Source organism: Pedococcus sp. P2_E2 (assembly GCF_056403955.1).
In genome coordinates this window covers 432125-454450 of record NZ_JBFUEM010000001.1, presented here as the reverse complement: position 1 = coordinate 454450, position 22326 = coordinate 432125, and the positions used below count along the sequence as shown (strand labels likewise).

24 protein-coding genes are annotated in these 22326 nt (G+C 66.7%); 10 read left to right on the top strand and 14 right to left on the bottom strand.

Annotation, left to right across the window (positions count from 1 at the left end):
• The first annotated feature begins 137 nt into the window (after nucleotides 1-137).
• The gene (locus tag AC1DWR_RS02155; protein WP_477623499.1) at nucleotides 138-893 is read left to right on the top strand and encodes a DUF429 domain-containing protein; all 756 of its coding nucleotides are present in this window, start codon (nucleotides 138-140) and stop codon (nucleotides 891-893) included.
• 133 nt (nucleotides 894-1026) lie between these two features.
• On the opposite strand, the gene AC1DWR_RS02150 is transcribed toward AC1DWR_RS02155, so the two are convergent.
• The gene (locus AC1DWR_RS02150) at nucleotides 1027-1470 is read right to left on the bottom strand and encodes a hypothetical protein (RefSeq protein ID WP_477623498.1); all 444 of its coding nucleotides are present in this window, start codon (nucleotides 1468-1470) and stop codon (nucleotides 1027-1029) included.
• Between the two features lie 598 nt (nucleotides 1471-2068).
• Nucleotides 2069-2620 carry a hypothetical protein gene (locus AC1DWR_RS02145; RefSeq protein WP_477623497.1) on the bottom strand — a complete coding sequence of 184 codons (552 nt, stop codon included), beginning with the start codon at nucleotides 2618-2620 and terminating at the stop codon, nucleotides 2069-2071.
• Nucleotides 2621-2861: 241 nt separating this feature from the next.
• Between AC1DWR_RS02145 and AC1DWR_RS02140 the strand changes: the two genes are divergently transcribed.
• Together AC1DWR_RS02140 and AC1DWR_RS02135 are read left to right on the top strand one after the other, a co-directional pair.
• Entirely contained in the window at nucleotides 2862-3815 is a 954-nt protein-coding gene (locus AC1DWR_RS02140; protein ID WP_477623496.1) for a DUF4268 domain-containing protein, read from the top strand.
• Between the two features lie 198 nt (nucleotides 3816-4013).
• Nucleotides 4014-4757, top strand: coding sequence for a uracil-DNA glycosylase (locus tag AC1DWR_RS02135; protein WP_477623495.1), 744 nt, complete (start codon nucleotides 4014-4016; stop codon nucleotides 4755-4757).
• A gap of 172 nt (nucleotides 4758-4929) precedes the next feature.
• Here the strand turns inward: AC1DWR_RS02135 and AC1DWR_RS02130 are convergent, their stop codons facing one another.
• Nucleotides 4930-5712 carry a nuclease-related domain-containing protein gene (locus tag AC1DWR_RS02130; protein ID WP_477623494.1) on the bottom strand — a complete coding sequence of 261 codons (783 nt, stop codon included), beginning with the start codon at nucleotides 5710-5712 and terminating at the stop codon, nucleotides 4930-4932.
• A gap of 388 nt (nucleotides 5713-6100) precedes the next feature.
• The gene (locus tag AC1DWR_RS02125) at nucleotides 6101-6469 is read right to left on the bottom strand and encodes a nucleotide pyrophosphohydrolase (RefSeq protein ID WP_477623493.1); all 369 of its coding nucleotides are present in this window, start codon (nucleotides 6467-6469) and stop codon (nucleotides 6101-6103) included.
• Between the two features lie 141 nt (nucleotides 6470-6610).
• Between AC1DWR_RS02125 and AC1DWR_RS02120 the strand changes: the two genes are divergently transcribed.
• Complete coding sequence (locus AC1DWR_RS02120; protein ID WP_477623492.1) at nucleotides 6611-8473, top strand: DNA/RNA helicase domain-containing protein; 1863 nt, start codon at nucleotides 6611-6613, stop codon at nucleotides 8471-8473.
• Nucleotides 8474-8588: 115 nt separating this feature from the next.
• Here AC1DWR_RS02120 and AC1DWR_RS02115 read toward each other — a convergent pair whose 3' ends face one another.
• On the bottom strand, nucleotides 8589-11522 hold the full coding sequence (locus AC1DWR_RS02115) for a vitamin B12-dependent ribonucleotide reductase (protein ID WP_477623491.1): 2934 nt from the start codon (nucleotides 11520-11522) through the stop codon (nucleotides 8589-8591).
• Between the two features lie 176 nt (nucleotides 11523-11698).
• Complete coding sequence (nrdR, locus tag AC1DWR_RS02110) at nucleotides 11699-12211, bottom strand: transcriptional regulator NrdR (RefSeq protein WP_477615318.1); 513 nt, start codon at nucleotides 12209-12211, stop codon at nucleotides 11699-11701.
• A gap of 525 nt (nucleotides 12212-12736) precedes the next feature.
• On the opposite strand from nrdR, the gene AC1DWR_RS02105 reads away from it, so the two are divergent.
• Nucleotides 12737-13225, top strand: a complete 489-nt coding sequence (locus AC1DWR_RS02105; protein WP_477623490.1) for a hypothetical protein — start codon at nucleotides 12737-12739, stop codon at nucleotides 13223-13225.
• 30 nt (nucleotides 13226-13255) lie between these two features.
• Here AC1DWR_RS02105 and AC1DWR_RS02100 read toward each other — a convergent pair whose 3' ends face one another.
• Nucleotides 13256-13981, bottom strand: coding sequence for a ZIP family metal transporter (locus tag AC1DWR_RS02100; RefSeq protein WP_477615320.1), 726 nt, complete (start codon nucleotides 13979-13981; stop codon nucleotides 13256-13258).
• A 177-nt stretch (nucleotides 13982-14158) separates the two neighbouring features.
• On the opposite strand from AC1DWR_RS02100, the gene AC1DWR_RS02095 reads away from it, so the two are divergent.
• Both AC1DWR_RS02095 and AC1DWR_RS02090 read left to right on the top strand, forming a co-directional pair.
• Entirely contained in the window at nucleotides 14159-14758 is a 600-nt protein-coding gene (locus AC1DWR_RS02095; protein ID WP_477623489.1) for a GNAT family N-acetyltransferase, read from the top strand.
• 79 nt (nucleotides 14759-14837) lie between these two features.
• Nucleotides 14838-15671 carry a hypothetical protein gene (locus tag AC1DWR_RS02090; protein ID WP_477623488.1) on the top strand — a complete coding sequence of 278 codons (834 nt, stop codon included), beginning with the start codon at nucleotides 14838-14840 and terminating at the stop codon, nucleotides 15669-15671.
• On the opposite strand, the gene AC1DWR_RS02085 is transcribed toward AC1DWR_RS02090, so the two are convergent.
• From AC1DWR_RS02085 to AC1DWR_RS02075, 3 genes are all read right to left on the bottom strand, one after another.
• Entirely contained in the window at nucleotides 15661-16362 is a 702-nt protein-coding gene (locus AC1DWR_RS02085; protein ID WP_477623487.1) for a DUF998 domain-containing protein, read from the bottom strand. The genes AC1DWR_RS02090 and AC1DWR_RS02085 overlap by 11 nt on opposite strands.
• 116 nt (nucleotides 16363-16478) lie before the next feature.
• On the bottom strand, nucleotides 16479-17078 hold the full coding sequence (locus AC1DWR_RS02080; RefSeq protein WP_477623486.1) for a dihydrofolate reductase family protein: 600 nt from the start codon (nucleotides 17076-17078) through the stop codon (nucleotides 16479-16481).
• Nucleotides 17079-17191: 113 nt separating this feature from the next.
• Nucleotides 17192-17620, bottom strand: coding sequence for an SRPBCC family protein (locus AC1DWR_RS02075; protein WP_477623485.1), 429 nt, complete (start codon nucleotides 17618-17620; stop codon nucleotides 17192-17194).
• Nucleotides 17621-17667: 47 nt separating this feature from the next.
• Between AC1DWR_RS02075 and AC1DWR_RS02070 the strand changes: the two genes are divergently transcribed.
• Nucleotides 17668-18819: a winged helix DNA-binding domain-containing protein gene (locus AC1DWR_RS02070; protein ID WP_477623484.1), complete on the top strand. Its 1152-nt coding sequence runs from the start codon at nucleotides 17668-17670 to the stop codon at nucleotides 18817-18819.
• 97 nt (nucleotides 18820-18916) lie between these two features.
• On the opposite strand, the gene AC1DWR_RS02065 is transcribed toward AC1DWR_RS02070, so the two are convergent.
• Nucleotides 18917-19414 carry a hypothetical protein gene (locus tag AC1DWR_RS02065; protein WP_477623483.1) on the bottom strand — a complete coding sequence of 166 codons (498 nt, stop codon included), beginning with the start codon at nucleotides 19412-19414 and terminating at the stop codon, nucleotides 18917-18919.
• Between the two features lie 106 nt (nucleotides 19415-19520).
• Complete coding sequence (locus tag AC1DWR_RS02060; RefSeq protein WP_477623482.1) at nucleotides 19521-19919, bottom strand: LysM peptidoglycan-binding domain-containing protein; 399 nt, start codon at nucleotides 19917-19919, stop codon at nucleotides 19521-19523.
• 255 nt (nucleotides 19920-20174) lie between these two features.
• Between AC1DWR_RS02060 and lexA the strand changes: the two genes are divergently transcribed.
• Nucleotides 20175-20900 carry a transcriptional repressor LexA gene (lexA, locus tag AC1DWR_RS02055; RefSeq protein ID WP_477615328.1) on the top strand — a complete coding sequence of 242 codons (726 nt, stop codon included), beginning with the start codon at nucleotides 20175-20177 and terminating at the stop codon, nucleotides 20898-20900.
• Between the two features lie 211 nt (nucleotides 20901-21111).
• Nucleotides 21112-21324: a hypothetical protein gene (locus AC1DWR_RS02050; RefSeq protein ID WP_477615329.1), complete on the top strand. Its 213-nt coding sequence runs from the start codon at nucleotides 21112-21114 to the stop codon at nucleotides 21322-21324.
• On the opposite strand, the gene AC1DWR_RS02045 is transcribed toward AC1DWR_RS02050, so the two are convergent.
• A complete protein-coding gene (locus AC1DWR_RS02045; RefSeq protein ID WP_477623481.1) occupies nucleotides 21300-21713 on the bottom strand; it encodes a DUF4259 domain-containing protein in 414 nt (137 codons plus the stop codon). The genes AC1DWR_RS02050 and AC1DWR_RS02045 overlap by 25 nt on opposite strands.
• A gap of 69 nt (nucleotides 21714-21782) precedes the next feature.
• Complete coding sequence (locus tag AC1DWR_RS02040; protein ID WP_477623480.1) at nucleotides 21783-22322, bottom strand: N-acetyltransferase family protein; 540 nt, start codon at nucleotides 22320-22322, stop codon at nucleotides 21783-21785.
• Between the last annotated feature and the right edge of the window lie 4 nt (nucleotides 22323-22326).

Below are 22326 nucleotides of genomic sequence, written 5' to 3'. Positions count from 1 at the left end.
AGCAACGGTCCACCTCTCACGCTCGTTGTCGGGCATCTGTGCTTGCTCGCACGGACTGACCGCCGATATCGCGATGCTCAGGTGCGTCATACCGCCGCGAGTCGCCAAGAACCACCGAGCATCACGAGGATGTGGCCATGAATTCTCGCAGCTGGGGCCTAGACGTATCCACGAACAAGGCCAAGACAGCTGCCGTCGCTATCGACTGGTCGACAGCCGGCGAGGCGCGCATCGTCGACGTACGACATCCGCTCCCCGCAGAACATATTGCACCCCTAATCGCCGAGCACAAGGCGAGCAGCTGGGCCGTCGACGTGCCATTCGGTTGGCCGGACCTCTTCGTCGACCTGATGGCAAATCGCCACCACGGACCGCTGTCTGCCCAAGCCATGCCGGATGCAGTGGATTGGGACAAGTGGCGCACGCGGCAGATCGCGCAACGACTCACTGATCGGTTCCTCACCGACGATCCCCGGATCAAGACGCGCCCGCTTCCAGCGTCCTTCCAACTGCTCGGCGCGACCGCCGCGATGTGGGTGTTGGTCGAGGCTCAGTTGGTCTCCCTCGGGGTCCCGGTCGACCGAGCCGGTCTGGATGGAACTGTGTGCGAGACCTATCCCTCAGCGGCTCTTGCCGCGTGGCACCTCGGGAAGGGGAAACAGACCTGGCCTGAGTTGAGGTCCAATTTCGCCTTCCTCACTGCCGAGGAGAACCTGCTCAGCCACTTTGCCAGTGACGACGTGTGCGACGCCATCGTCTGTGCACTGGTTGCCCGGGCACGCGACCTCGAGTTGACCATTGGCCCACCGGACCACGAGCTCGCGGAGGCGCGGCGGGAGGGCTGGATCCACGTCAGCTGCGAACCGAGTGAATTGCTAGTTAAGACGGGCTAACACGTTAATGGCCGGGCCTCCTTGAGGAGGAGGTGACAATTTTCGCATCAAGCGTCGGCGAGTGAGTCTTTCCGCCGCGTGGCGTGTCAGTCCTCATTTGTCGGAGGACCAACTGCTGACGAGCGAAGAGTTCCTAGGCACGATCGAAGATGAGATCGAAGTCCTTGCGCCACGTGGCTCCGTGATCCTCAGACGCCTCCCACCGACCCGCTACTCGGTGCGGCCCCACGTCAGCGATGAATCGCTGGAACATGTCAGGGTCCTCGCGACTCAGAACCCACTGCGAGTCGTCGAAGGTCATCGCGAAGACCCGGCACACTCCTCGTTCGTCGTGATACAGGGCCGTGTACGCGTCGCGCGCGTCGCTGCGACCGAGCACCAGGACCATCTCGCTCGTTGCGCTTCCGACATCGCCCTCCATTGTCCAGCGGAAGACCACGAACGCGTCGCCGAGCCATTCGACCGTCGCCGAACCTGGCACCTCCAAGTCGGCCGGCTCAAGGAACCACGCATTTCGCATCGTCGTCCGCCACGGTCCGACTAGGACACCCAACCGCTCCATGCCCTCGTTGCGCATCGCTTCCTCCTTGACGTCGATACTTGGCCAACCTGGGCTGGGTGATCGAGCTGACCGACCAGGCGTCTGCTGAAGGGCCTCAATGGATTTCATTCTTGCTCCTGGCGCGATCCGCTCAGTCAAGCAATTGTCGCGAGGGTGCGTCATTTCGCCGCCACTGCCTCACTCATCGCACCCGAAGCAGACCCCGCTGACGGACAACTCGTAGACGCGGCATCTCGGGCAGATCGCGGCGTTCGCGTCCTCAAACCCGCCACCGCGAGGACCCGATTCCCGCCGCGTAGACAACGCAAGGATCCAACCATCCCCATCACGAGCCACACCGTCCGGCAACCCCGCTGCCCGGTCCGCGTACCACCAAAGGAATCCCGCGGCGATACACATCAGTGCCCGCCCCTGGGCGTCGGTGGCACGGATGTAGGCGTTACTCGACGTTCGCCACAGGTATGCCGTCCGGTCGGCCAGACGGTCAAGTTCGCCAGCCACGAGTTGCCGGTCGTAGGCCGTCCAGTCCCGATTGAAAGCGATGGCCTGCGGGCGGGTGGCCGGCGTCCCTCCCCGAATCTCGTTGGGATACGGACTGGCGGTGGATTTCGCGTCAGGCACCGCGCACCTGTTTCCAACGCTTGGCCTGCTCGTGTGTAAGTGCCCAATAGATCTGGTTGTCTCTGCCCACCTTGCGTCCCTCAATGGCGACCAACGGCCAGTCGCGCGCATTCGGGTAGTGAGCCGTGAGATGGGCCGGCAGCTTACGGGGCGCATCACGCCACTGGTTGAGGGTCATCCCTGACTCTTCGCAGACCTGCTCCGTCGAGATGAACGGGAACGAGTCATCGACGTGCCCTAGGCACACATCCATGGCGCGGACCCATCGTCGCGCGGTCTCGAAGCGGTTGTCACGGTCAGCCAGCCGCTTGAGATCATCAATGTCCCAAGGGATGTGACCCGCCAGGGCGGTCGTTGCAGCACGCGCGAACTGGTCACCACCTTCCGACGCGGTCGATGCCAGGCCACTGAGTGCCGGCAGAGCGATCGCGGGCATCGCTGAACTCGTGGAGACCCCGCGCGCCCGGGCGCGCTCCGCCACTATCGCCGTGACGTCGTCATAGTCCTCACTGTCGACCAAGACCGGAATCCAGGTTCGGTTCATTTCTCCTCCATTGCAGCAATCCATTGTGTTACCCATAACAGTAATGGATTACTAGGGTGCTGCAACCCGTGTTGTGGTGGAGAGGGGCGGAGAGGGAGGGCGTTCCAAGCCATAGCCGGGTCGCGAGCAGCGTCATAGCCGCCTCGGTCGACCATCCTCAGTGCGGTCTTGGACGAGTAGTTGGCTTGTCGCTTCAGCCCAACAGCCAGACTCAGACCGTGGCCAGTGGGACAGTGAGCACATGTCTGAAGCGTCGCTCCCAAGTCTGGGCCGGCTTACCCGCGTGCCCCCGCGAGAAGTCTGGCCCCACGAAGCGCACAGCTTCACCCCCTGGCTGCTCAAGAATGTGGATGTTCTCAGCGAACTCCTCGGAATGGAACTCGCTCTCGAGGTTGCGGAGCATCCGGTCGGTGGGTTCAGCCTTGACCTCCTAGGGCGCGACGAAACCACCGGTGAAGTGGTAATCGTCGAGAATCAACTCGAGACGTCAGACCACACCCACCTAGGCCAGATCCTCACGTACGCGGCCGGCACTGATCCGACGACCATCGTGTGGGTAGCAGCCTCCTTCAGGCCGGAACACCGTGCGGCCATCGACTGGCTCAATGCGCGCACGGATGAGAACACGAGGTTCTTCGGCGTCGAACTTGGCGTCGTCCGGATTGGTCAATCAGAGCCTGCCCCCTCGTTCCGGCTGGTGGCGCAGCCCAACGACTGGGAGAAGACGGTCAGAGCCGCCACGATCCAGGTCGAAGCAACAGGCAAACAGATGCTCTACCGCTCCTTCTGGACCCGATGGATAGAACTGATGCAAGCAGAGCGGCCCGGTTGGTCAAGAGCCACTCGGCCACCCCGAGAGTCGTGGTTCACCACTACGACGGGCACGAGCGGCGTCAGCCACTACACGTCGTTCACGAGGCGTGGCCTCTCCAGCGAGCTGGTCTTCGAATCATCCGATGCGGACCTGAACATCGCGCGATACCAAGCGCTGCGAGCTCATAGGGACGCGGTAGAGAGTACGTACGGCGGACCGCTGGAGTGGCAAGAGCTGCCCGGTCGAAAGGCAACGCGAGTAGCCGACTACCTTCCCGACGCGGACGTAACCGAGGAAGACGATTGGGACCACTACCTAGTCTGGCTGCTCGACCGACAAACACGTCTGCGCGCTGCCGTCGCTGATGTACCGACTGGCTGAGACGTCTGGCTGAGCGCCATCCCTGGAGGTAGCGCCGGCTGAGTGCGGGCCTTGCTGCCCCTCGAGCTGACACCTCGAGGAGCCGTGCATCCGATTGAGTCGCGTCACAACGCCGCGACAGCGGCAGTGTTGTTGGTCGCGTCCCAGTGATCGCGTCCAAGAGTCTGTCGGATCGGTCATCACCATTACGCTCAGGTCGTGGCTAGAGCAACGCGGATCTTGGATCGCCTGGCCAAGGACGAGAGGATCGCCGCCGACTGGGTTGGTGGTCTTCGCGCTGCCGACGCCGAGATCGACTCGAAGATCGAGGCCTGCTTGGCGAAGGTGGCCGCTGCGGGCTCGTACTTGCCGGTCGAGCAGGAGAAGAACTCCGTCATCTGGCGCGCCTTCGAGTTGCCGCTCACGCAGGTGCGGGTCCTAATACTCGGGCAGGATCCCTACCCAGACCCAGCGCGGGCGACGGGATTGAGTTTCTCCACCGGTCTAGGCGGCGATGTCCCGGCCTCGCTGGCCAACATCTACGAAGAGCTCGCCATGGCCGGGTACCCGATGTCACCAACCGGCAATCTTTCCGCATGGACCACCCAAGGCGTCATGCTGCTAAACCGCGCACTGACCCTCCCCCGCGACGAGCAGTCACGGCCGAAACGGCACATCCGGTGGTGGTCGCCCCTCGCTGTGGCCGCTATGAAGGCAATCCGAGCAGAGGCCAAAGCTCGGCCGATCGCCGCGATGCTCTGGGGAATCCCTGCCCAAGGCATGCGCAAGCACTTGGAGCCCGAAGTTCAAGTCTTCGCCTCTAGCCACCCATCGCCAATGTCGGTTCACCGGACGGCCGGCGCGGAACCGGCATTCCGCTCTTCGGATCCCTTTGGCAAGGTCAACCGCTGGTTCGAGAGCCGTTCGGACGAGCCCATCATCAACTGGACAATCGTCGACTGAGCTCATCAGACAGTCTCTTCAACGTCGGTCCGCGATACCGCAAGCATCTCGCTCGCAGAGGCGACCCTCTGACTGCCTACTTGGAGGCGGTGCCGGGGAGCGTCACTCCGCCGCCTGCGACTCAGTGTTTTGAGCTGAACACCCACAGAAGTGCCCCAACGACAACCGGGTGTCACCTAATAGCTGCCTCCAGAAGGAGCGCAATTGCCGGGAGGGCAAGCCCCCCACTCCAGGTGTAAGCCGCCCACTTCCAAGTTGGTGAGTGGCGAAGGAAGTAGCTGGGGCAAAGAAGCAAGCAGGCCGATGTTGCGGTGACGGCCACGGAACGTGTCCGACTCAAGGTCTCGCCGAAGGCGACAAGCGCGAATGCCCCGGCGCCAATCCCCAGACCAGCCCTCGCGACCATCTCAGCGACGGATGGTGGCAGCGGGTGCTTCTCCATCTCAACGGGATCACGACGCGATACCTGGCTCTCAAGAGCAGACCAGCCATCATCAATTTGGTTGTCACTGAGGACACGCCGATCCATTCCTGCGGCCCATTCCTTCAATCCACCACGGCCGGTGACCACAGTGACTCCGCCGACAACGCGGCGTGGGCTCGTGGCACTCAAACCGCCACCCCAAAGCACGACGACTGGCTCGGGCGCGATGCCAAGTCTCTTGAAGGGGTACCAGAGGGCAAGCCTTCGAGCATTGTCGCGCGCCTGCGCGACGGCTTTACCGAGTCGCTGCCTGCCGTAGTCACCGTCCCAGGAACCGCTCCACTTCGTCTCGATTGCGTAAGCCCCACCAGGACCAAGCAGAATGTGGTCGGTGTCGCTTCCGGTCAGCCTCACGTGGTTTACGAGTTGCCAGCCGCGACGTACGAGGCGATGCAGTTCGCCTGACGTCCACTGCTCTGCATCGTCACCCATCATCCGCGATGCAGTGCCGGTGGCCTGGATCGTGGTCACCCACAAGGCACCTGGGATGGCGACCAGGCACGCACCCAGCACCACCCCCGAGATAAATGCGTTTGGCATCGTCCAAGCCACTGCGACCGCCACAGCCATTCCAATGGCGAGAAAGGTCGCGTATGGGATCCAGTTCCTGCGAACGAACGCTCGCTGCTCAGCTCGAGTTTTCGCACGGGCCCACGAGCCCGCCCGAGCCGCCCCAGCAAGTTCTCGTCTTCTGCGGCGGTTCCTGAGACGGTTGAGCGATGTCACTCAGGGAGTGTGCAACACGCCAGCTCGATACAGCGGGAGACTCGCAGCCGACCCGGCCACGTGACGTGCCCACTGCCTCAGTCCGAGGCTCGAGGCAATGCCGCTAGGGGCAATCTTCCGATCGGCACGCGGTCTACGCGTGCTCACCGCCACCCTCAGTCCGTGATGGCGCCACGCCCTGCACCCTCGCGACAGGATGCTTCTTGGCCGACTTTTCAATCTTGGCCAGGGCCGCAGATCCCAAGTCGACCTCGCATTGCTCCGCTAGTCCGACCAGGTAAACCAACACGTCGCCCAACTCTTCCGCGACACGTGTGTGCAGAGGTTCCTCGCTGATGCGCTGCTTTGCCTCATCAGCAGGCAACCACTGCAGCAGCTCGGCTAACTCCCCCACTTCACCAACGAGCGCCAACATCACCGACTTGGGGTCTTGGAACTGCTCCCAGTCTCGCTCCTCACGGAACCGCCGTGCTGCCTCACGAATCGCCTCTAGGTCGGACACAACGGCGAGTATGCCTCGTCATCCAGACATCGACGCCACTCCCTAATAGAGTCGCCCAGGTAATTGCGGCCCGACGGGCTTCCGTCACAGGACATGCCCCCACCCGCACGAATCGCTTCGTGCTGCCTGGGGTTCTGATCTGTGACGCTGTACCGGACGTCTGTCGCTGGCTTCTCCGCCATCGAGCACCACTTCGCTGACCTCATCGCCGAACAGATGACGATTCGCACCGGCCGCCGCCCATCCACCGGGGAATATCGATCGTGGACGCGCAGCATCCCCGCGCTCCAGGCCGACCTTGTGGCTGCGGGACTACACGACGTGGAGATGCTTCTCGAATACCAGCTGCCCCTCACCAGCAAGAGAGCTGATGTCGTTCTGGCGGGTCAGCACCCCACGACCGGCGGCGCCTCCTACTTGGTCGTCGAGCTGAAGCAGTGGAGTCACGCAGAACAGTTTGAAGACAGCGACTCGCTCGTCCGCATCGAGCAATACGGCCATCGCCCCGTCACCCATCCGGCGCTTCAGGTGCGGGACTACTGCGATTACATGCTTGGTTTCACCACGGTCCTCGCGGACGATCCGCGATCTCTGGCAGGCGTGGCGTACCTCCACAACGCGACTGAAGACGGCGTAAGCGACCTCTTCCGCATTCCTGGGGATGATCACGGACGCATCTTTACCGGACAGCGGAGGGGTGACTTCCAGGACTTCCTCAAATCGCGGTTCGCACAGGGCGGAAGTGGCGCGGCATATGCAGATCGACTGCTGGCCAGTCGAATCGCCCCTTCGAAGCAGTTGCTCGCCGTGGCGGCCGACGAGGTTCAGCGGCGCGAGATGTTCGTGCTGCTCGACGAACAGCGGGACGCCTACAACTACGTTCTCCATGCGGTGGAGCGCGCACGACGGGCCAACACCAAGACAGCTGTCATAGTCTCTGGCGGGCCAGGCAGCGGGAAGAGCGTCATCGCCTTGTCTCTGTTGGGCGAACTCTCACGCCAGGGCCGGTCAGTGCTCCACGCGACCGGATCGCGCTCCTTTACGCAGACGCTTCGCAAGGTTGCGGGGAAGCGGGCGCCTGATGTGCAGAAGATGTTCCAGTACTTCAACTCGTTCATGGCAGCAGCCCCGAATGACCTCGACGCCCTAATCCTCGATGAGGCGCACCGCATCCGAGAGACGTCCGTCTCGCGTTGGACCCGAGCCGAGCATCGCACAGGGCGTCCGCAGGTGGAGGAACTGCTGGATGCCGCTCGCGTGCCCGTGTTTCTCCTCGATGAGTTCCAAGTTGTGCGCCCCGGCGAACAGGGCACCGTTGAGGACATCGAGAAGCATGCTTCCAATCACGGCATCCAGGTCGAGAAGATCAACCTCGATGCGCAGTTCCGGTGCGGTGGCTCTGAGGAGTACCTCCTCTGGGTGAAGCGCCTATTGGGCCTCGAGAGCGGTGGCCCCGCCACGTGGACCGGCGACCCCCACTTCGAGGTCGAGGCGGCTGATAGCCCATATGAGATGGAGGCATACCTTGCTTCCAGGCTCGATGCCGGCTATTCGGCTCGAATCGCGGCTGGCTATTGCTGGCCTTGGAGTGATCCCCGCAAGGATGGATCGCTTGTCCCGGACGTGCGGGTCGGCGATTGGTCGAGGCCGTGGAACCTCAAGGGAGATCGCTCGGTGGGTGGGGCCCCGGCTGCCGCGCTGTGGGCATCCGACCCAGCCGGCTTTGGCCAGGTGGGCTGCGTGTATACGGCCCAGGGCTTTGAGTACGACTATGCGGGCGTCATCGTCGGCAATGACCTGGTGTGGCGCGACGATCGTTGGATGACCGTCCGCTCGGCCAATAGGGACCCAGACTTTAGGAACACCACCAAGGTGAGCGATGGCGACTTCGACCGACTGGTGCGCAATGTTTACAAGGTTCTGCTGACCCGCGGTCTGCGTGGCGTCATGCTCTTCTCGACAGACCCAGAGACACAGACCTTCTTGCGCCGCCTGACCTCGTAAGAGCGACCACACGGTGGCCGCGGGCTACGGGATCACGCGTTCCTAGAACTCTGCACAAACGACGGTGGGCCCGGAGCGAAATCGCTCCGGGCCCACGGTCGTACTACTGGCTAGGTCAGCTGCAGCCGCTGGTGCTTCCGCAGCCTTCGCAGACGTAGCAAGAGCCGGCGGGGCGCATCTTGGTGCCGCAGGTGAGGCACATCGGGGCGTCGGCGGAGATGCCCTGGAACTTCTCCAGGAGCTCTGCGGACGAGTGGACCTCGACCGAGACCTCGCGGGCGCTGGCTGCACCGGCGCCGGACTTCACGGAGTCGGCGTCGAGTGCCTTGCCCTCGACCGTGGGAGTCGAGGTCGCGGCGGCGGCCGGCTTGGTGACGGGGGCGGACTGGCTGAAGTTCTCCAGCTCGTCCTCGAGCTCTTCGTCCGACTCGTCAGCCTCGGTGGCCTGGTAGGAACCGGTCTCGAGCTGGCGAGCGCGCTCCTCGGCGGTGTGGATGCCCATGAACGAACGGGTGTCGAAGTCCATGTGGTCCAGCGCCAAGCGACGGAACACGTAGTCCATGATCGACTGCGCCATCCGCACGTCGGGGTCGTCCGTGAGGCCAGCAGGCTCGAACCGCAGGTTGGTGAACTTCTCGACGAAGGTCTCCAGCGGCACGCCGTACTGCAGGCCGATCGAGACGGCGATCGAGAACGCGTCCATCACGCCGGCCAGGGTCGAGCCCTGCTTGCCGAACTTGAGGAAGATCTCGCCCAGGTCGCCCGACTCGTAGGTGCCGGCGGTGAGGTAACCCTCGGCGCCACCCACGGCGAACGACGTGGTCTGCGAGGTCCGGCGCTTCGGCAGGCGCTTGCGCACCGGGCGGTACTCGACGACCCGCTCGATCTTGGCCTCGGCCGCAGCCGTGACCTTGTCGGCGGCAGCGTCCTTGGCGGTCGACCCACCATCGGACAGCGGCTGACCGACCTTGCAGTTGTCGCGGTAGACCGCGATCGCCTTGAGGCCCAGCTTCCAGCCCTGCATGTGGACGTCCTCGATCTCCTCGACCGTGGCGTTCTCAGGCAGGTTGACCGTCTTGGAGATCGCGCCGGACAGGAACGGCTGCACGGCCGCCATCATCCGCACGTGACCCATGGCCTCGATCGACCGCGCGCCCATGGCGGTGTCGAAGATCTCGTAGTGCTCGGTCTTGAGGCCGGGAGCGTCGATGACGTGACCCTTGTCGGCGATGTACTCGACGATCGCCTCGATGGTCTCGCCCGTGTAGCCCAGCTTCTTGAGCGCACGCGGGATGGTCAGGTTGACGATCTGCATCGACCCGCCACCGACGAGCTTCTTGAACTTCACCAGCGAGAAGTCGGGCTCGATGCCGGTGGTGTCGCAGTCCATCATGAAGCCGATGGTGCCGGTCGGGGCGAGCACCGACGCCTGGGCGTTGCGGTAGCCGTTCTTCTCGCCGACCTTGACCACGTCGTCCCACGCCTTGGTGGCTGCGCGGTGGATCGAGGTGTCCATCGTGTCGAGCGGACGGATCGCGTCGTTGGCGCTCTGGTGCTTGCGCATCACGCGCTTGTGGGCGTCAGCGTTCCGGGCGTACCCGGCATACGGACCCACAACGCCGGCGATCTCGGCGGAGCGCTTGTAGGCGGCACCGGTGAGCAGCGAGGTGATCGCGGCAGCGAGCGAGCGGCCACCCTCGGAGTCGTAGCCGTGACCGGTCGCCATGAGCAGCGCGCCGAGGTTGGCGTAGCCGATGCCCAGCTGGCGGTAGTCACGCGTGGTGTCGCCGATCGCCTCGGTCGGGAAGTCCGCGAAGCAGATCGAGATGTCCATCGCCGTGATGACGAGTTCGGCCACCTGCTGGAACTTCTTGGCGTCGAACGTGTCGTCGTCCTTGAGGAACTTGAGCAGGTTGAGCGAGGCCAGGTTGCACGAGGAGTTGTCGAGGGACATGTACTCCGAGCAGGGGTTGGACGCGGTGATCCGGCCGGTCTCGGGGTTGGTGTGCCAGTCGTTGATGACGTCGTCGTACTGGATGCCCGGGTCGGCGCACTCCCACGCGGCCTCGGCCATCTTGCGGAACAGCTCGCGGGCGTCGATCGTCTCGATGACCTCACCGGTGTTGCGAGCGCGCAGCCCGAACTCGGTGCCGTCCTCGACCGCCTTCATGAACTCGTCGCTGACGCGGACCGAGTTGTTGGCGTTCTGGTACTGGACACTCACGATGTCCTTGCCGCCGAGGTCCATGTCGAAGCCGGCGTCACGCAGCGCGCGGATCTTGTCCTCCTCGCGCGCCTTGGTCTGGACGAACTCCATGATGTCGGGGTGGTCGACGTCGAGCACGACCATCTTGGCCGCGCGACGGGTCGCGCCACCGGACTTGATCGTCCCCGCGGACGCGTCGGCGCCACGCATGAAGGAGACCGGGCCCGAGGCCGTGCCACCGGAGCTCAGCAGCTCCTTGGACGAGCGGATCCGCGACAGGTTGAGGCCGGCGCCGGAGCCGCCCTTGAAGATGAAGCCCTCTTCCTTGTACCAGTTGAGGATCGAGTCCATCGAGTCGTCAACGGCGAGGATGAAGCAGGCGGAGACCTGCTGGGGGCTGTGCGTGCCGACGTTGAACCAGACCGGCGAGTTGAAGCTGAACACCTGGTGCAGCAGGGCGTAGGTCAGCTCGTGCTCGAAGATCTCGGCGTCCTCCGCGGAGGAGAAGTAGCCGTGGTCCTTGCCCGCCTTGACGTAGGTCAGCACGACGCGGTCGATGAGCTGCTTGAGCCCGGTCTCACGCTTGTCGGTGCCGAGCGCGCCGCGGAAGTACTTCGTGGTCACGATCGTGGAGGCGTTGACGCTCCAGAAGTCGGGGAACTCGACCCCTCGCTGCTCGAAGATCGTCTCGCCGGTCTTCCAGTTCTGCTGGACGACGTCGCGCTTCTCCCACGTCACCTCGTCGTACGGGTGCACACCAGGGGTGGTGTAGATCCGCTCTACCTTGACACCCTTCCCGGAAGTCTTCCGGGCACCTGCACGTGCCCCTGCGGTTTCAGTCATTTCTGGTGGCCTCCCTAGCCCCTGGTGTTTCTACTGTTGATTGTCTCGTGCGGCACTGACAGTGCCGCGATGCTCTGGTGGTGCGTTGCCCTTGGTGGTGCGTCGCCTGTGGCCGTGCTTCTCGTCTGGTCTCTCGTCGTGCGTGGCCGTGCGGGACGGCGGGTATGCCGCGGGGCCTAGCCCGGCGGCATACCCGCCTGGGTCTGTGGTCGCGAGCGCGGCTCCGGCTCGGTGCCGGTGGCGTCGCGCTCGGCGCGCAGCAGGGTGATCGCACCCTCGAAGTCCTCGAGGCTGTCGAACGCCTGGTAGACGCTGGCGAACCGCAGGTAGGCGACCTCGTCGAGCTCGCGCAACGGTCCGAGGATCGCCAGGCCCACCTCGTGGGCCTCGACCTCGGCCTGCCCCTGCTGGCGGATGCACTCCTCGACCCGCTGGGCCAGGATCGCGAGGTCGTCCTCAGTGACCGGACGGCCCTGACAGGCCTTGCGGACGCCGACGAGGACCTTGCTGCGGCTGAACGGCTCGTTGGCGCCGGAGCGCTTGGTGACCGTCAGGCTCGCCGTCTCGATGGTGGTGAAGCGACGACCGCATTCGGGGCACTGGCGACGCCGGCGGATCGAGCTGCCGTCATCGGTCGTGCGCGAGTCCATCACGCGGGAGTCGGTGTGCCTGCAGAACGGGCAGTGCATGTCGGTCTCCTCCCGGTGGGCGTCTGCTGGTGCGGATCCGGCCCCGTCCTGTGGACGGAACTGGGGACTTGCTGGGGACAACGTGTGGACAACCCGCCCTAGCCTGTGCACTACATGTGGACGAACTACAGCGATGTAACCACTAGATGTAGGGATAGTCTGCCTCGCTGTGACCTGCGACGCAAGCCGTTCCCCGAAACTTGTGTCGAAGTGTGCATCGCCGCAGGTCAGAGGCTTGCGGCGGCGCGGCGCGACACGCCCAAACTGGTGCTGGTGTGACTGATGTGACGTCAGAGGCGCCCAGATGTGGGGTCTGTCCCGAATCCACTCCCCCACATGTGGTGCCCGGGATCGTCGAGGGCTCGTGAAGGGCTCGTGGGGGCGCTCACTGGCCACATCCGCAGGCACCCAGCGGAAAATCGGCTCACCGCTCGGCGACCGAGGCCTACGCAGAGTGAGGCTCCCCTCCCCGGCCGCTCGGGTGCAGCATGGGGCCGTTGCAGGGAACCATCGGAGGAGGTTCTCATGAGCCAGGGAGAGATGAATCGTCGTCAGCTGGTCCGGGCCGCAGCGGGGGTGGCCGCCGGAGGGGTGCTGATCGGGGGCACGGGGGCGGCGTCCGCTTCGGCGGGCGAGGGCCATTCGGGCCGGGGGCTGGTGGGCACGTGGGTGGTGGACCACACCGACGACCCGCCTGGCGAGCCCGACCCGGGGCGGACCCTCGTCAGCCTCGCGACGGGGGGTGTCCTCGTCGCCAACGACGTCAAGCCGCCAGGCCCGGGCGCCACGGGCGCGTGGGCATCGACCGGTCACAACCGCTTCAAGGCCACGGCCTGGGGAGCGATCCCCGGGCAGCCCGGCGGTGATCCCGACGTCACCGTGAGGCTGAAGATCCGCGGCAAGGTCCAGGGGGACACGGTCTCGGGGACCTACCGGTTCACCGTGTTCGCGCCGGACGACAGCATGTTGTTCGAAGGCACGGGGACGTACACCGGCACCCGCCTCGAAGCCTGACAGGAGGGGCGGCGCCGCGTGCCATCTCGGTTACGCCATCGAGAGCAGGAACGCGGCGCTGAACCCCACCACCGTCAGCAGGCCGACGAGGCGTCCGGCGTGCTCCACCGCCTCGGGGACCATCGTGTCCGCGAGCATCGTGAGGATCGCCCCGGCGGCGAACGCCTGGATGGTCGCGACCACGGCCGGATCCGCTCCGTCGAGCAGGACGCGACCGAGCGCCGCCGCGACGGTGGAGGCTGCGGCGACCGCGAGCCACATGCCCATGATGAACCGCGCGCTGTGCCCAGCCGACTTCATCCCCGCTGAGGACGACAGACCCTCGGGGATGTTGGACAGGAACACCGCGGCGACGACCGCCACGCCCACGCCTCCCCCGCCGATCGTGCTGACGCCGATCGCTGCCGACTCCGGTATGCCGTCGAGCAGGGCTCCGAGCGCGAGTGCGGTCCCAGCCGCGCCGGCTTGCGGGCCGTTGGGACTCTTGCGCCGGTGCCCGCCGCGGCTGTCGATCCACCAGTCGCCGAGGAAGAACACGACCGACCCGGCCAGCAGCCCCAGGACGGTCGACACTCCCCCTGCTTTGTCGTAGGCCTCACCGGCGAGCTCGAAGGTCAGCGCACTGACGAGCACCCCCGAGCCGATCGCCATGACCCAGCCGATGACGCGCTTGGAGGCGGGCAGCCAGATGCCGGCCGCCGCCCCGATGAGCAGAGCCGCTCCCCCGACGAATCCCCAGAACGCTGCTTCGAACACCCGCGTCTCCTGTCCTCGACCACGCTTGACCTGCGCCGATGCGGCAGCGGGCCCTCGGACCCTACCTGCGGCCAGTTCTCGAGCGGGTGGCAGATCGACCCCTCCGCCGGTGTTGAAAGCGGTTTGCCACCCTCTCGAGCCGCGCCGGTCGTCTGTGCCTGGTGCTTTGCTGGACTCGTGACGGCAACGGAGACGTGGGAGACGCACCCGGTGACGCCCGACCGGTTCGAGGACTTCGCCGACGTCATCAACAGGAACCGGCGTGCCAACCACTGCTGGTGCCTGTCCCACCGCCTCCAGGTCAAGGAGATCGAGGAGCTCGGCGGGACGGGACCGGGCGCCCGCGAGCGCGCCATGCGCAGCCTGTGCGAGCGCGAGCACCCGCCGGGAGTCGTGACCTACCTCGACGGCGAGCCCGTCGGCTGGTGCAACATCGGCCCGCGCGCGGAGATCACCCGGCTGGCGAAGTCGGCGCTCATGCGTCCCGTCGACGACCTGCCGGTGTGGAGCATCGTCTGCGTCGTGGTGCGTTCGGGGTTCCGCAGGCGTGGCGTGACGGAGCACCTCATCGAGGGTGCCGTGGCGTATGCCGCGGCGAACGGCGCGCCCGCCGTCGAGGCCCACCCGGTCGATCCCGGCGACCAGCGGATGGACCTCACGATGGCGTTCGTCGGGACTCGTCACATGTTCGAGAAGGCGGGGTTCGCGGTCGTCGGGACCACCGACGCGGTCGCCAGCAAGCTGCCACGTCTGGTCATGCGCCGCCCCCTCTCCTGACTGCCGGCTGCGCGCCACACGTGGCACCTTCGTGCAAACGGACGATGTCGTCCGCAAAGGCACGGAGGATCGTCGGAGCATGGCCACGATTCCCGAGGACGACTGGCGCCGACGGCCCGGCATCTTCTTCGCCGTCAACGTGATCTCGATGGCGGCGCTGCTCGTCGCCGTGCTGATCTACTCCAAGGACCCGGAGCCGAGCCGGCTCTACTGGTCGTTCTCGTTCCAGTCGGTCGTGCCCCTGTGGGTGCCGTGGGCAGGGGCGCTGGGCGGGGCGACGATCAGCCTCGTCGGCATCGTCAAGCACGCCCACAACTGGGACCCCGACTACTACCTGTGGCACCTCGCCCGCCCGCTGCTCGGCGGCGTGTGCGGCACCATCGGCGTGCTGATCGTCGTGCTGCTCATCAAGAGCGTGACCGCCTCCCCCACGACGCCCGCCAGTGGCGACTCGGCGGCCGCGGTGCCCGTGGCCTACGACGGGCCGGGCATCGCCATCCTGGCCGTGATCGCGTTCGTCATCGGCTTCCGCGAGGAGACCTTCCGGCACCTCATCGAACGCGTCGCCGACGTCATCCTCGGTCCGGGCGCGGCGACGACCAAGGACATCGTCGCCTTCGTGCCTCGCAGCCTCGACCTGACCACGACGGGCACCAACCCAGTGGGCAGCACCGTCCACCTGTTCAACGGCAGCAAGGACGCGCTCGGCATTGCGGCGGGCTCCCTCGTGGTGGAGCCGTCCACGGCCGGGTTCGTCGCCCAGCTCGAGACCGAGGGCGCCATCGCCCCCGGCGACGCGGTCTCCGTGACCGTGACCTGGACGCCGGCCGGCCCCGGCACCGCGACGGCCAAGCTCACCGCACAGCTCGGCGGGTATGCCGCGGACGTCCAGCTGCGGGGAGTCAGTACCTGAGGTCGTTGCTCCGCAACCTCAGCGCCAGGGCGACCAGGCAGGGGAACGTCACGGTGAGGATGACGACGCGCTGGGCCAACCCGGCATACCCGTGCAGTGGGGCATCCTCGGGGATCGCGAAGACGCCGAGCGTCACGAACCCGACCAACGCCAGCAGCCCCGCGACGAGGGTCCAGCGGTGCAGCACTGTGCCCCACCGCGGATCGGCCCGAAGTCCGTGCGACAGGGCGAGCAGCGCCAGCCCTGAGCTGAGGAAGAAGGTCACGCCGCCGACGAAGTGGTGCCCGGGGTCGTAGGCGACGCCTTGGGCGTCCTGCTCGATGGGGAAGGCCGCGGCGATGAACAGTCCGACGCTGCACAGCCCGAGGAGGGCCGGGCCCAGCCGGCTCAGCCGACTCCGAGCGACACCGCGGTGCATCCCCCAGGCGAACGCCGCCATGAGGACGCCGAACACGACGAAGTTCGCCTGCTGGACCCAGCCGTGCGGTCCGGCCTCGAGGTTGCTCACTGGTTCGCTGACCCAGTCGTAGGTGTCGTGGCGGGCCAGCTGCTGGACGAGGAAGACCGAGGTGAACAGGATCGGGCCCGTGATGCCGGCGAGGGCAGGCCAGTGCAGGTCTGCCGTGCCGGCGTGGGTGGCGCCACCGGTGGCGGTGGCGATTTCCTTGTGTGGGGAGATCGAGGTGGTCATGGCTGCCTCCTGGTCGGGTGGGTGCTCATGCCCTCGACGCTACGAAGGGCCCGCCTCATCCCGCGTCGGCCGATCCGCCCACTCGCGCACTCACCTGGATGGGTCGATCCACCCATCTAGCCCTTGTTCACGCTGTAGTCGATGAAGGTGGCGTACTCGCTCTGCCGGACGCCCTTGTGGGTCAGCTCGATGTCCTGCTCGAAGCCGTCGAACAACCGCTTGCCGCCGCCCAGGATGACCGGGGCCACGATGATCGACAGGTCGTCGACGAGCCCAGCGGCCAGGGCCTGCCGGATCACGTCGGCGCCGCCCATCACGTGCACGTCCTTGTCCCCTGCGACGGCCCGCGCCTGGTCGACGGCCTCGGCCAGACCGTCGACGAACGTGAACGCGTCGCCCTCGGGCTGGTCCTCCGGTCGGTGCGTGACGATGAAGAACGGCACGTCCCAAGGGTTCTGGTCACCCCAGTGCCCGGCGGCCTCGTAGGTCGCGCGCCCTCCGACCACCGCGCCGAAGTTGGCCATGGCCTCGTCCATCCACGCCTTGTCGACCTCCCCCATCTGGCCGGTCGGCTCCTCGGCATAGGTCCACGGCCCGCCGAACACCCAGTAGTGCAGCCGCTCGCCACCCTCACCGAGCCCCTTGTCCGGGCCGTCGTCCGGCCCGGTGACGTAACCGTCGACCGACGTCGTGATCCCCGCGATGACCTTGCCCATGACTGCCGCCTTCCGTGGTCCGCGCCCACGGTCGGCGTCGGCCCGGTGTTCGTGTCTCCTGGTGTTCCTGTCAGCAGTACCGACCGGCAACGGTCCACGAACTCATCGGTCCCTCAGGCGGGCCCGCCCTCGCACTGCGCCTTGAGCCCCGCCGACTCCATCGCGAGGTAGCGCTCGGTGAGCCCGTGGTAGAGCCGCCCGACCAGCGAACCCACGATCCCACTCTGCTCCACCGAGAGCCGGACCCTGCTGCCACCGCCGGGGAGTGCCTCCACCGAGTGCCTCGCCGTGGTGAGCGCCCCCGGGCCGGCCGACACCCACGTGAACATCCGCCCCGGGTCGAACTCGGTCACGACCCAGTCCACCGTCGGGACCTTGGGCTGGCTGATCTTGGCCGCCGAGCCCGTCCGCAACGGGCCGTCCTCGAGGCGGCGAACCCAGCGCACCGAGGCGGTCCAGTCCGACCAGTGCTCGACGTCCGTGAGCACCTCCCAGACCCTTTCCGGCGGGGCGGCGATGTCGACCGTCGTGCTCTGCTCCACCCCTCCATGGTCGCGCACCTGTCGGCGGTATTCGAGAGGATGACGCCATGGATCACGCGAGCGTCCTCGCCCAGCGGCTGGCCACCCAGCGGCTCAGCTCGGCGCCGCTGCCCCGCGCCGCCGACGTCGTGCGACTGCTCACCTGTGTGCAGAGCCAGGAGCGCGACCACGCCTTCTTCTCGCTCGCCATGCGCTCCCGCAAGGACCGGTATGCCGCGGTGCAGCGTGAGTTCGACGCCGGCGCCTTCCTGCGCACCCACATCCTGCGGCCGACGTGGCACTTCGTCGCTCCCGAGGACCTGCGCTGGATCCTCGCCCTCACCTCGCCGCGCGTGCTGTCGAGCATGGGAGCGCGGCACCGCCAGCTTGGTCTCGACGAGGCCAAGCGGCTCGGCGACGGGTTCGAGCTGCTCGCAAACCTGTTGCAGGACAAGAACTTCCTCACTCGACCCGAGCTCGGTGAGGCGTTCGTCGAGCGCGGTTCACCCATCAAGCCCGGCGAACAGCTCGGCCACCTGCTCATCGTCGCGGAGATGCGCGGCCTGGTCTGCTCAGGGCCGATGAAGGGTGTCCACCACTCGTACGCCCTGGTCGACGAGGTCATCGCGCCGACACCCGAACGCAGCCGGGACGAGGCTGTCGTGGAGCTGGTCCGACGGTTCTTCAGCGGCCACGGGCCTGCCTCGGTCAAGGACTTCACCCGGTGGGCCACCATGACGGTCAGCGACACCAAGGCAGCGCTCGCGCAGCTCGGCGACCACCTGGAGGAAGTGGAGATCGACGGCATCCCGCACTGGTTCGACCCCACGCAGGTGCGACGGGTCAGTCGAGGCGCCCCGGCGGCCTACCTCTTCCCGACCTATGACGAGGCGGTGCTGACCTATCCGCAGGTGAACTTCTCAGCGCTGCCGGGCCACCCCTATGCCGAACACACCGACCCGTTCTGGGCGAGCGTGGTGCTCGACGGCACCAACGTCGGGCTCTGGAAACGGACCGTGCGACCCGACGCCGTGCAGGTCGAGGTGCACCTCGCTCCTGAGGTCTCGACCCGCGGGCGCACCCAGGTCAGGGTGGCGGCCCAGCGCCTCGCTGGCTTCCTCGGACGCGACCTGTCCCTGGTCGAGAACGAGGGCACCCCGCACCTCTGGGGCGGCGAGCTCGGCCACCCAGCACGCAGGCCGAAGCGGGCCGACCGCTGAGCGGTCGGCCCGCCACCGTCCCCCGCGCCCCTGTCCCCTCGAGGGTGCGTCAGTTCGTGATCGGCAGGATCACGTCACAGAAGTGGCGGCGCGGGGTCTAGGAGGCGAAGCCCCGGAAGGTGTCGGTGATGCAGCCGACTGAACCGGCATCCAGCGTGCACGTGCGGTTGTCGCCCGCCAGCTTGCCGCCGCCCGAGCTCACGCCGGGCAGGGTCGAGTCGATGACCCACCAGTCCCCGAAGGTCCGGTAGCCGCCGCCTTCAGGGAGCACGTTCGGGTTCTGGAACGCGGGGAGGGTGATGAAGGCCTGGTAGCCGACGGTCACCGTCGCCGTGCCACAGGTGAGCTGCTTGACCCCGCTGAAGACGAGCTGGTTGTGGGTCCGCAGGTCGGCGGCGTTCTCGAGGTCGGTGACCTGGGTGCAGGACGAGAGCGGACCAGTCGCGGCCGTGATGTCGCTGGGCCCGTCCACGAACTGGGTGTCGACGGTGAACGAGGTGGGAGTTCCCGCCGCGGCGGTGGCCGGGAGGACCGAGAAGGTCACTGCTCCGGCAGCTGCGGCCAGGACGGCCGCCATCCGTGTGGTGGTGTGCATGCCGACCACGGTCCTACGAGGTTCGCGCCCAGCGCATCGTGGTTATCGCGTAGCGCGAAATGCGTAGGCCACTCGACCGACGCGCTCAGTCGGCAGCTGGCGGGTCTCAGCCGACGGCGGGGATGAGCAGCGTCTGACCGGCGTGGACGTTGCTGTCGGTCAGGTCGTTGGCGACCTGGATCTGGGCGACCGCCTCGGCCATGGACAGCTGCGGGAGCTGCTCGACCGCGATCTGCGACAGGGTCTGACCGGACTGCACCGTGGTGGAGTGGTCGATCACGGTGGCGGACGCGCCACCGGAGAACACGGCGATCGCCAGGGCCACGGCCGTCACCACGACGGTGAGCGTGATCGCGAGCCGGGCTGCACGGGTCAGGCGCAGCGGGGCGGCGGGAGCGAGGGCGACCTCTGGGCCGGTGGGCACCGAGACCAGGCGGGGGCGAGCCGGGCGAACGGGGACCCGCACCGGTGCGGGGGCGACGTCCCAAGCGACTGCTGCACTCATCAGGTCCTCCATCGTGACGTGCTCTGCTGCGTTCCTCGAACGGATGTGCGAAGAACTGCTTGACTGATTTCTAGCACGCATGTTCGAATCAATCAAGACACGCGTCGAACACATGTTTGGCACAGGCGTTCGAAGGCCATACGCTGTGTTCATGCCGCAAGCACATCAGAGGGCACTGACAACGGCTCCGCGAGCACCCGGCATACGGCACCTGACCTGCACCTGCACCCGAAACTGCTCAAGTGAGGAAGCGGCATGAGCGACGACAACGTCAAGGAACTGCCCGACCGCGATCGCGGTGACGGGCTCACCGTCCGGCAGCGACGGGTGCTCGAGGTGATCCGCAACTCGGTCGACCGGCGCGGCTACCCGCCGAGCCTGCGCGAGATCGGCGAAGCGGTCGGCCTCACCTCTCCCAGCTCGGTCGCCCACCAGCTCTCCACCCTCGAGCGCAAGGGCTTCCTGCGCCGCGATCCCAACCGGCCGCGCGCCATCGAGGTGGTCTCGCCCGACTCCCCCGCCGACATGCGGGGCTACCGCGGCGGCGCCTCCGCCGAGGACGAGACGGCGACCTACGACGAGACCGGGTCTGGTGACCAGCGCCCGGCTGCGACCTACGTGCCCGTGCTCGGGCGCATCGCCGCCGGTGTGCCCATCCTCGCCGAGGAAACCGTCGAGGACGTCTTCCCGCTCCCCCGGCAGATCGTCGGCGAGGGCCAGCTGTTCCTCCTCCAGGTCGTCGGCGACTCGATGATCGAGGCAGCGATCTGCGACGGCGACTGGGTCGTCGTCCGCCAGCAGCCCACGGCCGACAACGGAGACATCGTCGCGGCGATGCTCGACAACGAGGCCACCGTCAAGACCTTCAAGCGCAAGGACGGCAAGGTGTGGCTGATGCCGCACAACGCCGCCTTCGACCCCATCGACGGAGACCACGCCACGATCCTCGGCAAGGTCACGGCGGTGCTTCGTCGGGTCTGAGCTCGACCCTCAGGTCCGGCGACGTGTGCCGCGGAGCGCCTCGTGCGCGCCGCGGCACACGTGCGTGCAGGCGCATAGTGGGGCCGGCACGAGTCGACCCATCATCCGTTCGGCTGATGGCTCATTCGCCCGAACGGACCGAAGCGGACCTCGCGGGCCCGTGTGCGTCACGTGCCCCGTAACAGGCGACTCGCAGGAGCGTTCTCTACACATGGAGGCCCAACCCGACCCCGATCTCACCGACCAGGTGCTGGGGTCCGAGATCGAACTGCTCGCGGACCTGATCGACGCCGCGAGCCACGCCTGCTCGCAGCTGAACCTGGACCAGATCGACGCGGCTCTCGGGATCTGTCGGGCACAGGGTCAGCTCCCCGCCCAGTCCCCCGCCCATTCCCCCGCTCAGTCACCCAGCGCGTCGAGGTAGTGCGTGATCTTGGTGGCGAAGCGTTCGCCGCCGTCACCCTCGGCCCACAGCTCCCACAGCTCGTTGTCGTCTGACTGCATCGCCCGGTGCAGTGCCCGCGTGGCGAGCTCCTCCAGCTGTTCGTCCACCTCGATGGGTTCCTCGTCGACCCACCAGGGCACATTGCGTTCTCCCACGACGGATTCGAAGTCGTCGCAGGCAGCCACGAGCACCGCTGCCGCCACCGCCTGCGACATGGTCGGCGCCTCGATGTACCCCCGCGCGCGGACCACTTGGTCGAGGGCCGCCTCGACCCGTTTGCGTCGTACGTCGTGCTCGGACTCCTCGAGCTCGTCGAGCAGGTCGAGCGCGTCGTCGTTCTCGAACGGCCCGGCTCCGGTGGCGCCCATCTCCCAACCTCCACAGCGTGCGAACGATGCTCCTTCGAGGGTGCCAAGAGACGCAGCGACACGCCAGTCCTACTCGTGCGGAGTCATCCGTTGGTACCAGGCCGTGTCGACGTAACGACCGAACTTGTGTCCGACCTCGCGAAGCACTCCCACCCGCTCGAAGCCGCACGCGACGTGCAGCGCCACGCTGGCGTCGTTCGGCAGCGCGATCACGGCCACCTGGGTGTGCACCTCGGGGGCGGCGTCCAGCCGCGCCAGCAGCGCGGCATACAGGGTCCGTCCGAGGCCGAGACCGCGGGCGCCCTCCGCGAGGTAGACCGACACCTCCTTGGTGCCGTCGTAGGCCGGCCGCGGGCGGAAGGGGCCGGAGAACGCGTACCCGAGCAGCTGCTCGTCCGTGCAGGCGACGAGGACGACGTTGCCGACGTTGCCCGCACTGGTGGCGGCGAGCTTCTCACCGAGGTATGCCGCGCCGCGGGGTTCGGTGTCGAAGGTCGCCAGCGAGGTGCGGACCTGCTCGTCGTAGATGGCGGCCATCGCGGGGAGGTCCGCCTGCGTCGCATCACGGACGACGATTGCGCGGCCGCTGTCCGGGGCATTCCTGCTCATATCG

What these genes read in the sequence shown, in the direction of transcription:
- AC1DWR_RS02085 (WP_477623487.1), bottom strand. Translation starts at nt 16,362, where the DNA reads ATGACCACCTCGATCTCCCCACACAAGGAAATCGCCACCGCCACCGGT.
- AC1DWR_RS02040 (WP_477623480.1), bottom strand. Translation starts at nt 22,322, where the DNA reads ATGAGCAGGAATGCCCCGGACAGCGGCCGCGCAATCGTCGTCCGTGAT.
- AC1DWR_RS02090 (WP_477623488.1), top strand. Translation starts at nt 14,838, where the DNA reads ATGGCCACGATTCCCGAGGACGACTGGCGCCGACGGCCCGGCATCTTC.
- AC1DWR_RS02115 (WP_477623491.1), bottom strand. Translation starts at nt 11,522, where the DNA reads ATGACTGAAACCGCAGGGGCACGTGCAGGTGCCCGGAAGACTTCCGGG.
- AC1DWR_RS02150 (WP_477623498.1), bottom strand. Translation starts at nt 1,470, where the DNA reads ATGCGCAACGAGGGCATGGAGCGGTTGGGTGTCCTAGTCGGACCGTGG.
- AC1DWR_RS02080 (WP_477623486.1), bottom strand. Translation starts at nt 17,078, where the DNA reads ATGGGCAAGGTCATCGCGGGGATCACGACGTCGGTCGACGGTTACGTC.
- AC1DWR_RS02145 (WP_477623497.1), bottom strand. Translation starts at nt 2,620, where the DNA reads ATGAACCGAACCTGGATTCCGGTCTTGGTCGACAGTGAGGACTATGAC.
- AC1DWR_RS02045 (WP_477623481.1), bottom strand. Translation starts at nt 21,713, where the DNA reads ATGGGCGCCACCGGAGCCGGGCCGTTCGAGAACGACGACGCGCTCGAC.
- AC1DWR_RS02155 (WP_477623499.1), top strand. Translation starts at nt 138, where the DNA reads ATGAATTCTCGCAGCTGGGGCCTAGACGTATCCACGAACAAGGCCAAG.
- AC1DWR_RS02070 (WP_477623484.1), top strand. Translation starts at nt 17,668, where the DNA reads ATGGATCACGCGAGCGTCCTCGCCCAGCGGCTGGCCACCCAGCGGCTC.
- lexA (WP_477615328.1), top strand. Translation starts at nt 20,175, where the DNA reads ATGAGCGACGACAACGTCAAGGAACTGCCCGACCGCGATCGCGGTGAC.
- AC1DWR_RS02105 (WP_477623490.1), top strand. Translation starts at nt 12,737, where the DNA reads ATGAGCCAGGGAGAGATGAATCGTCGTCAGCTGGTCCGGGCCGCAGCG.
- nrdR (WP_477615318.1), bottom strand. Translation starts at nt 12,211, where the DNA reads ATGCACTGCCCGTTCTGCAGGCACACCGACTCCCGCGTGATGGACTCG.
- AC1DWR_RS02060 (WP_477623482.1), bottom strand. Translation starts at nt 19,919, where the DNA reads ATGAGTGCAGCAGTCGCTTGGGACGTCGCCCCCGCACCGGTGCGGGTC.
- AC1DWR_RS02050 (WP_477615329.1), top strand. Translation starts at nt 21,112, where the DNA reads ATGGAGGCCCAACCCGACCCCGATCTCACCGACCAGGTGCTGGGGTCC.
- AC1DWR_RS02140 (WP_477623496.1), top strand. Translation starts at nt 2,862, where the DNA reads ATGTCTGAAGCGTCGCTCCCAAGTCTGGGCCGGCTTACCCGCGTGCCC.
- AC1DWR_RS02065 (WP_477623483.1), bottom strand. Translation starts at nt 19,414, where the DNA reads ATGCACACCACCACACGGATGGCGGCCGTCCTGGCCGCAGCTGCCGGA.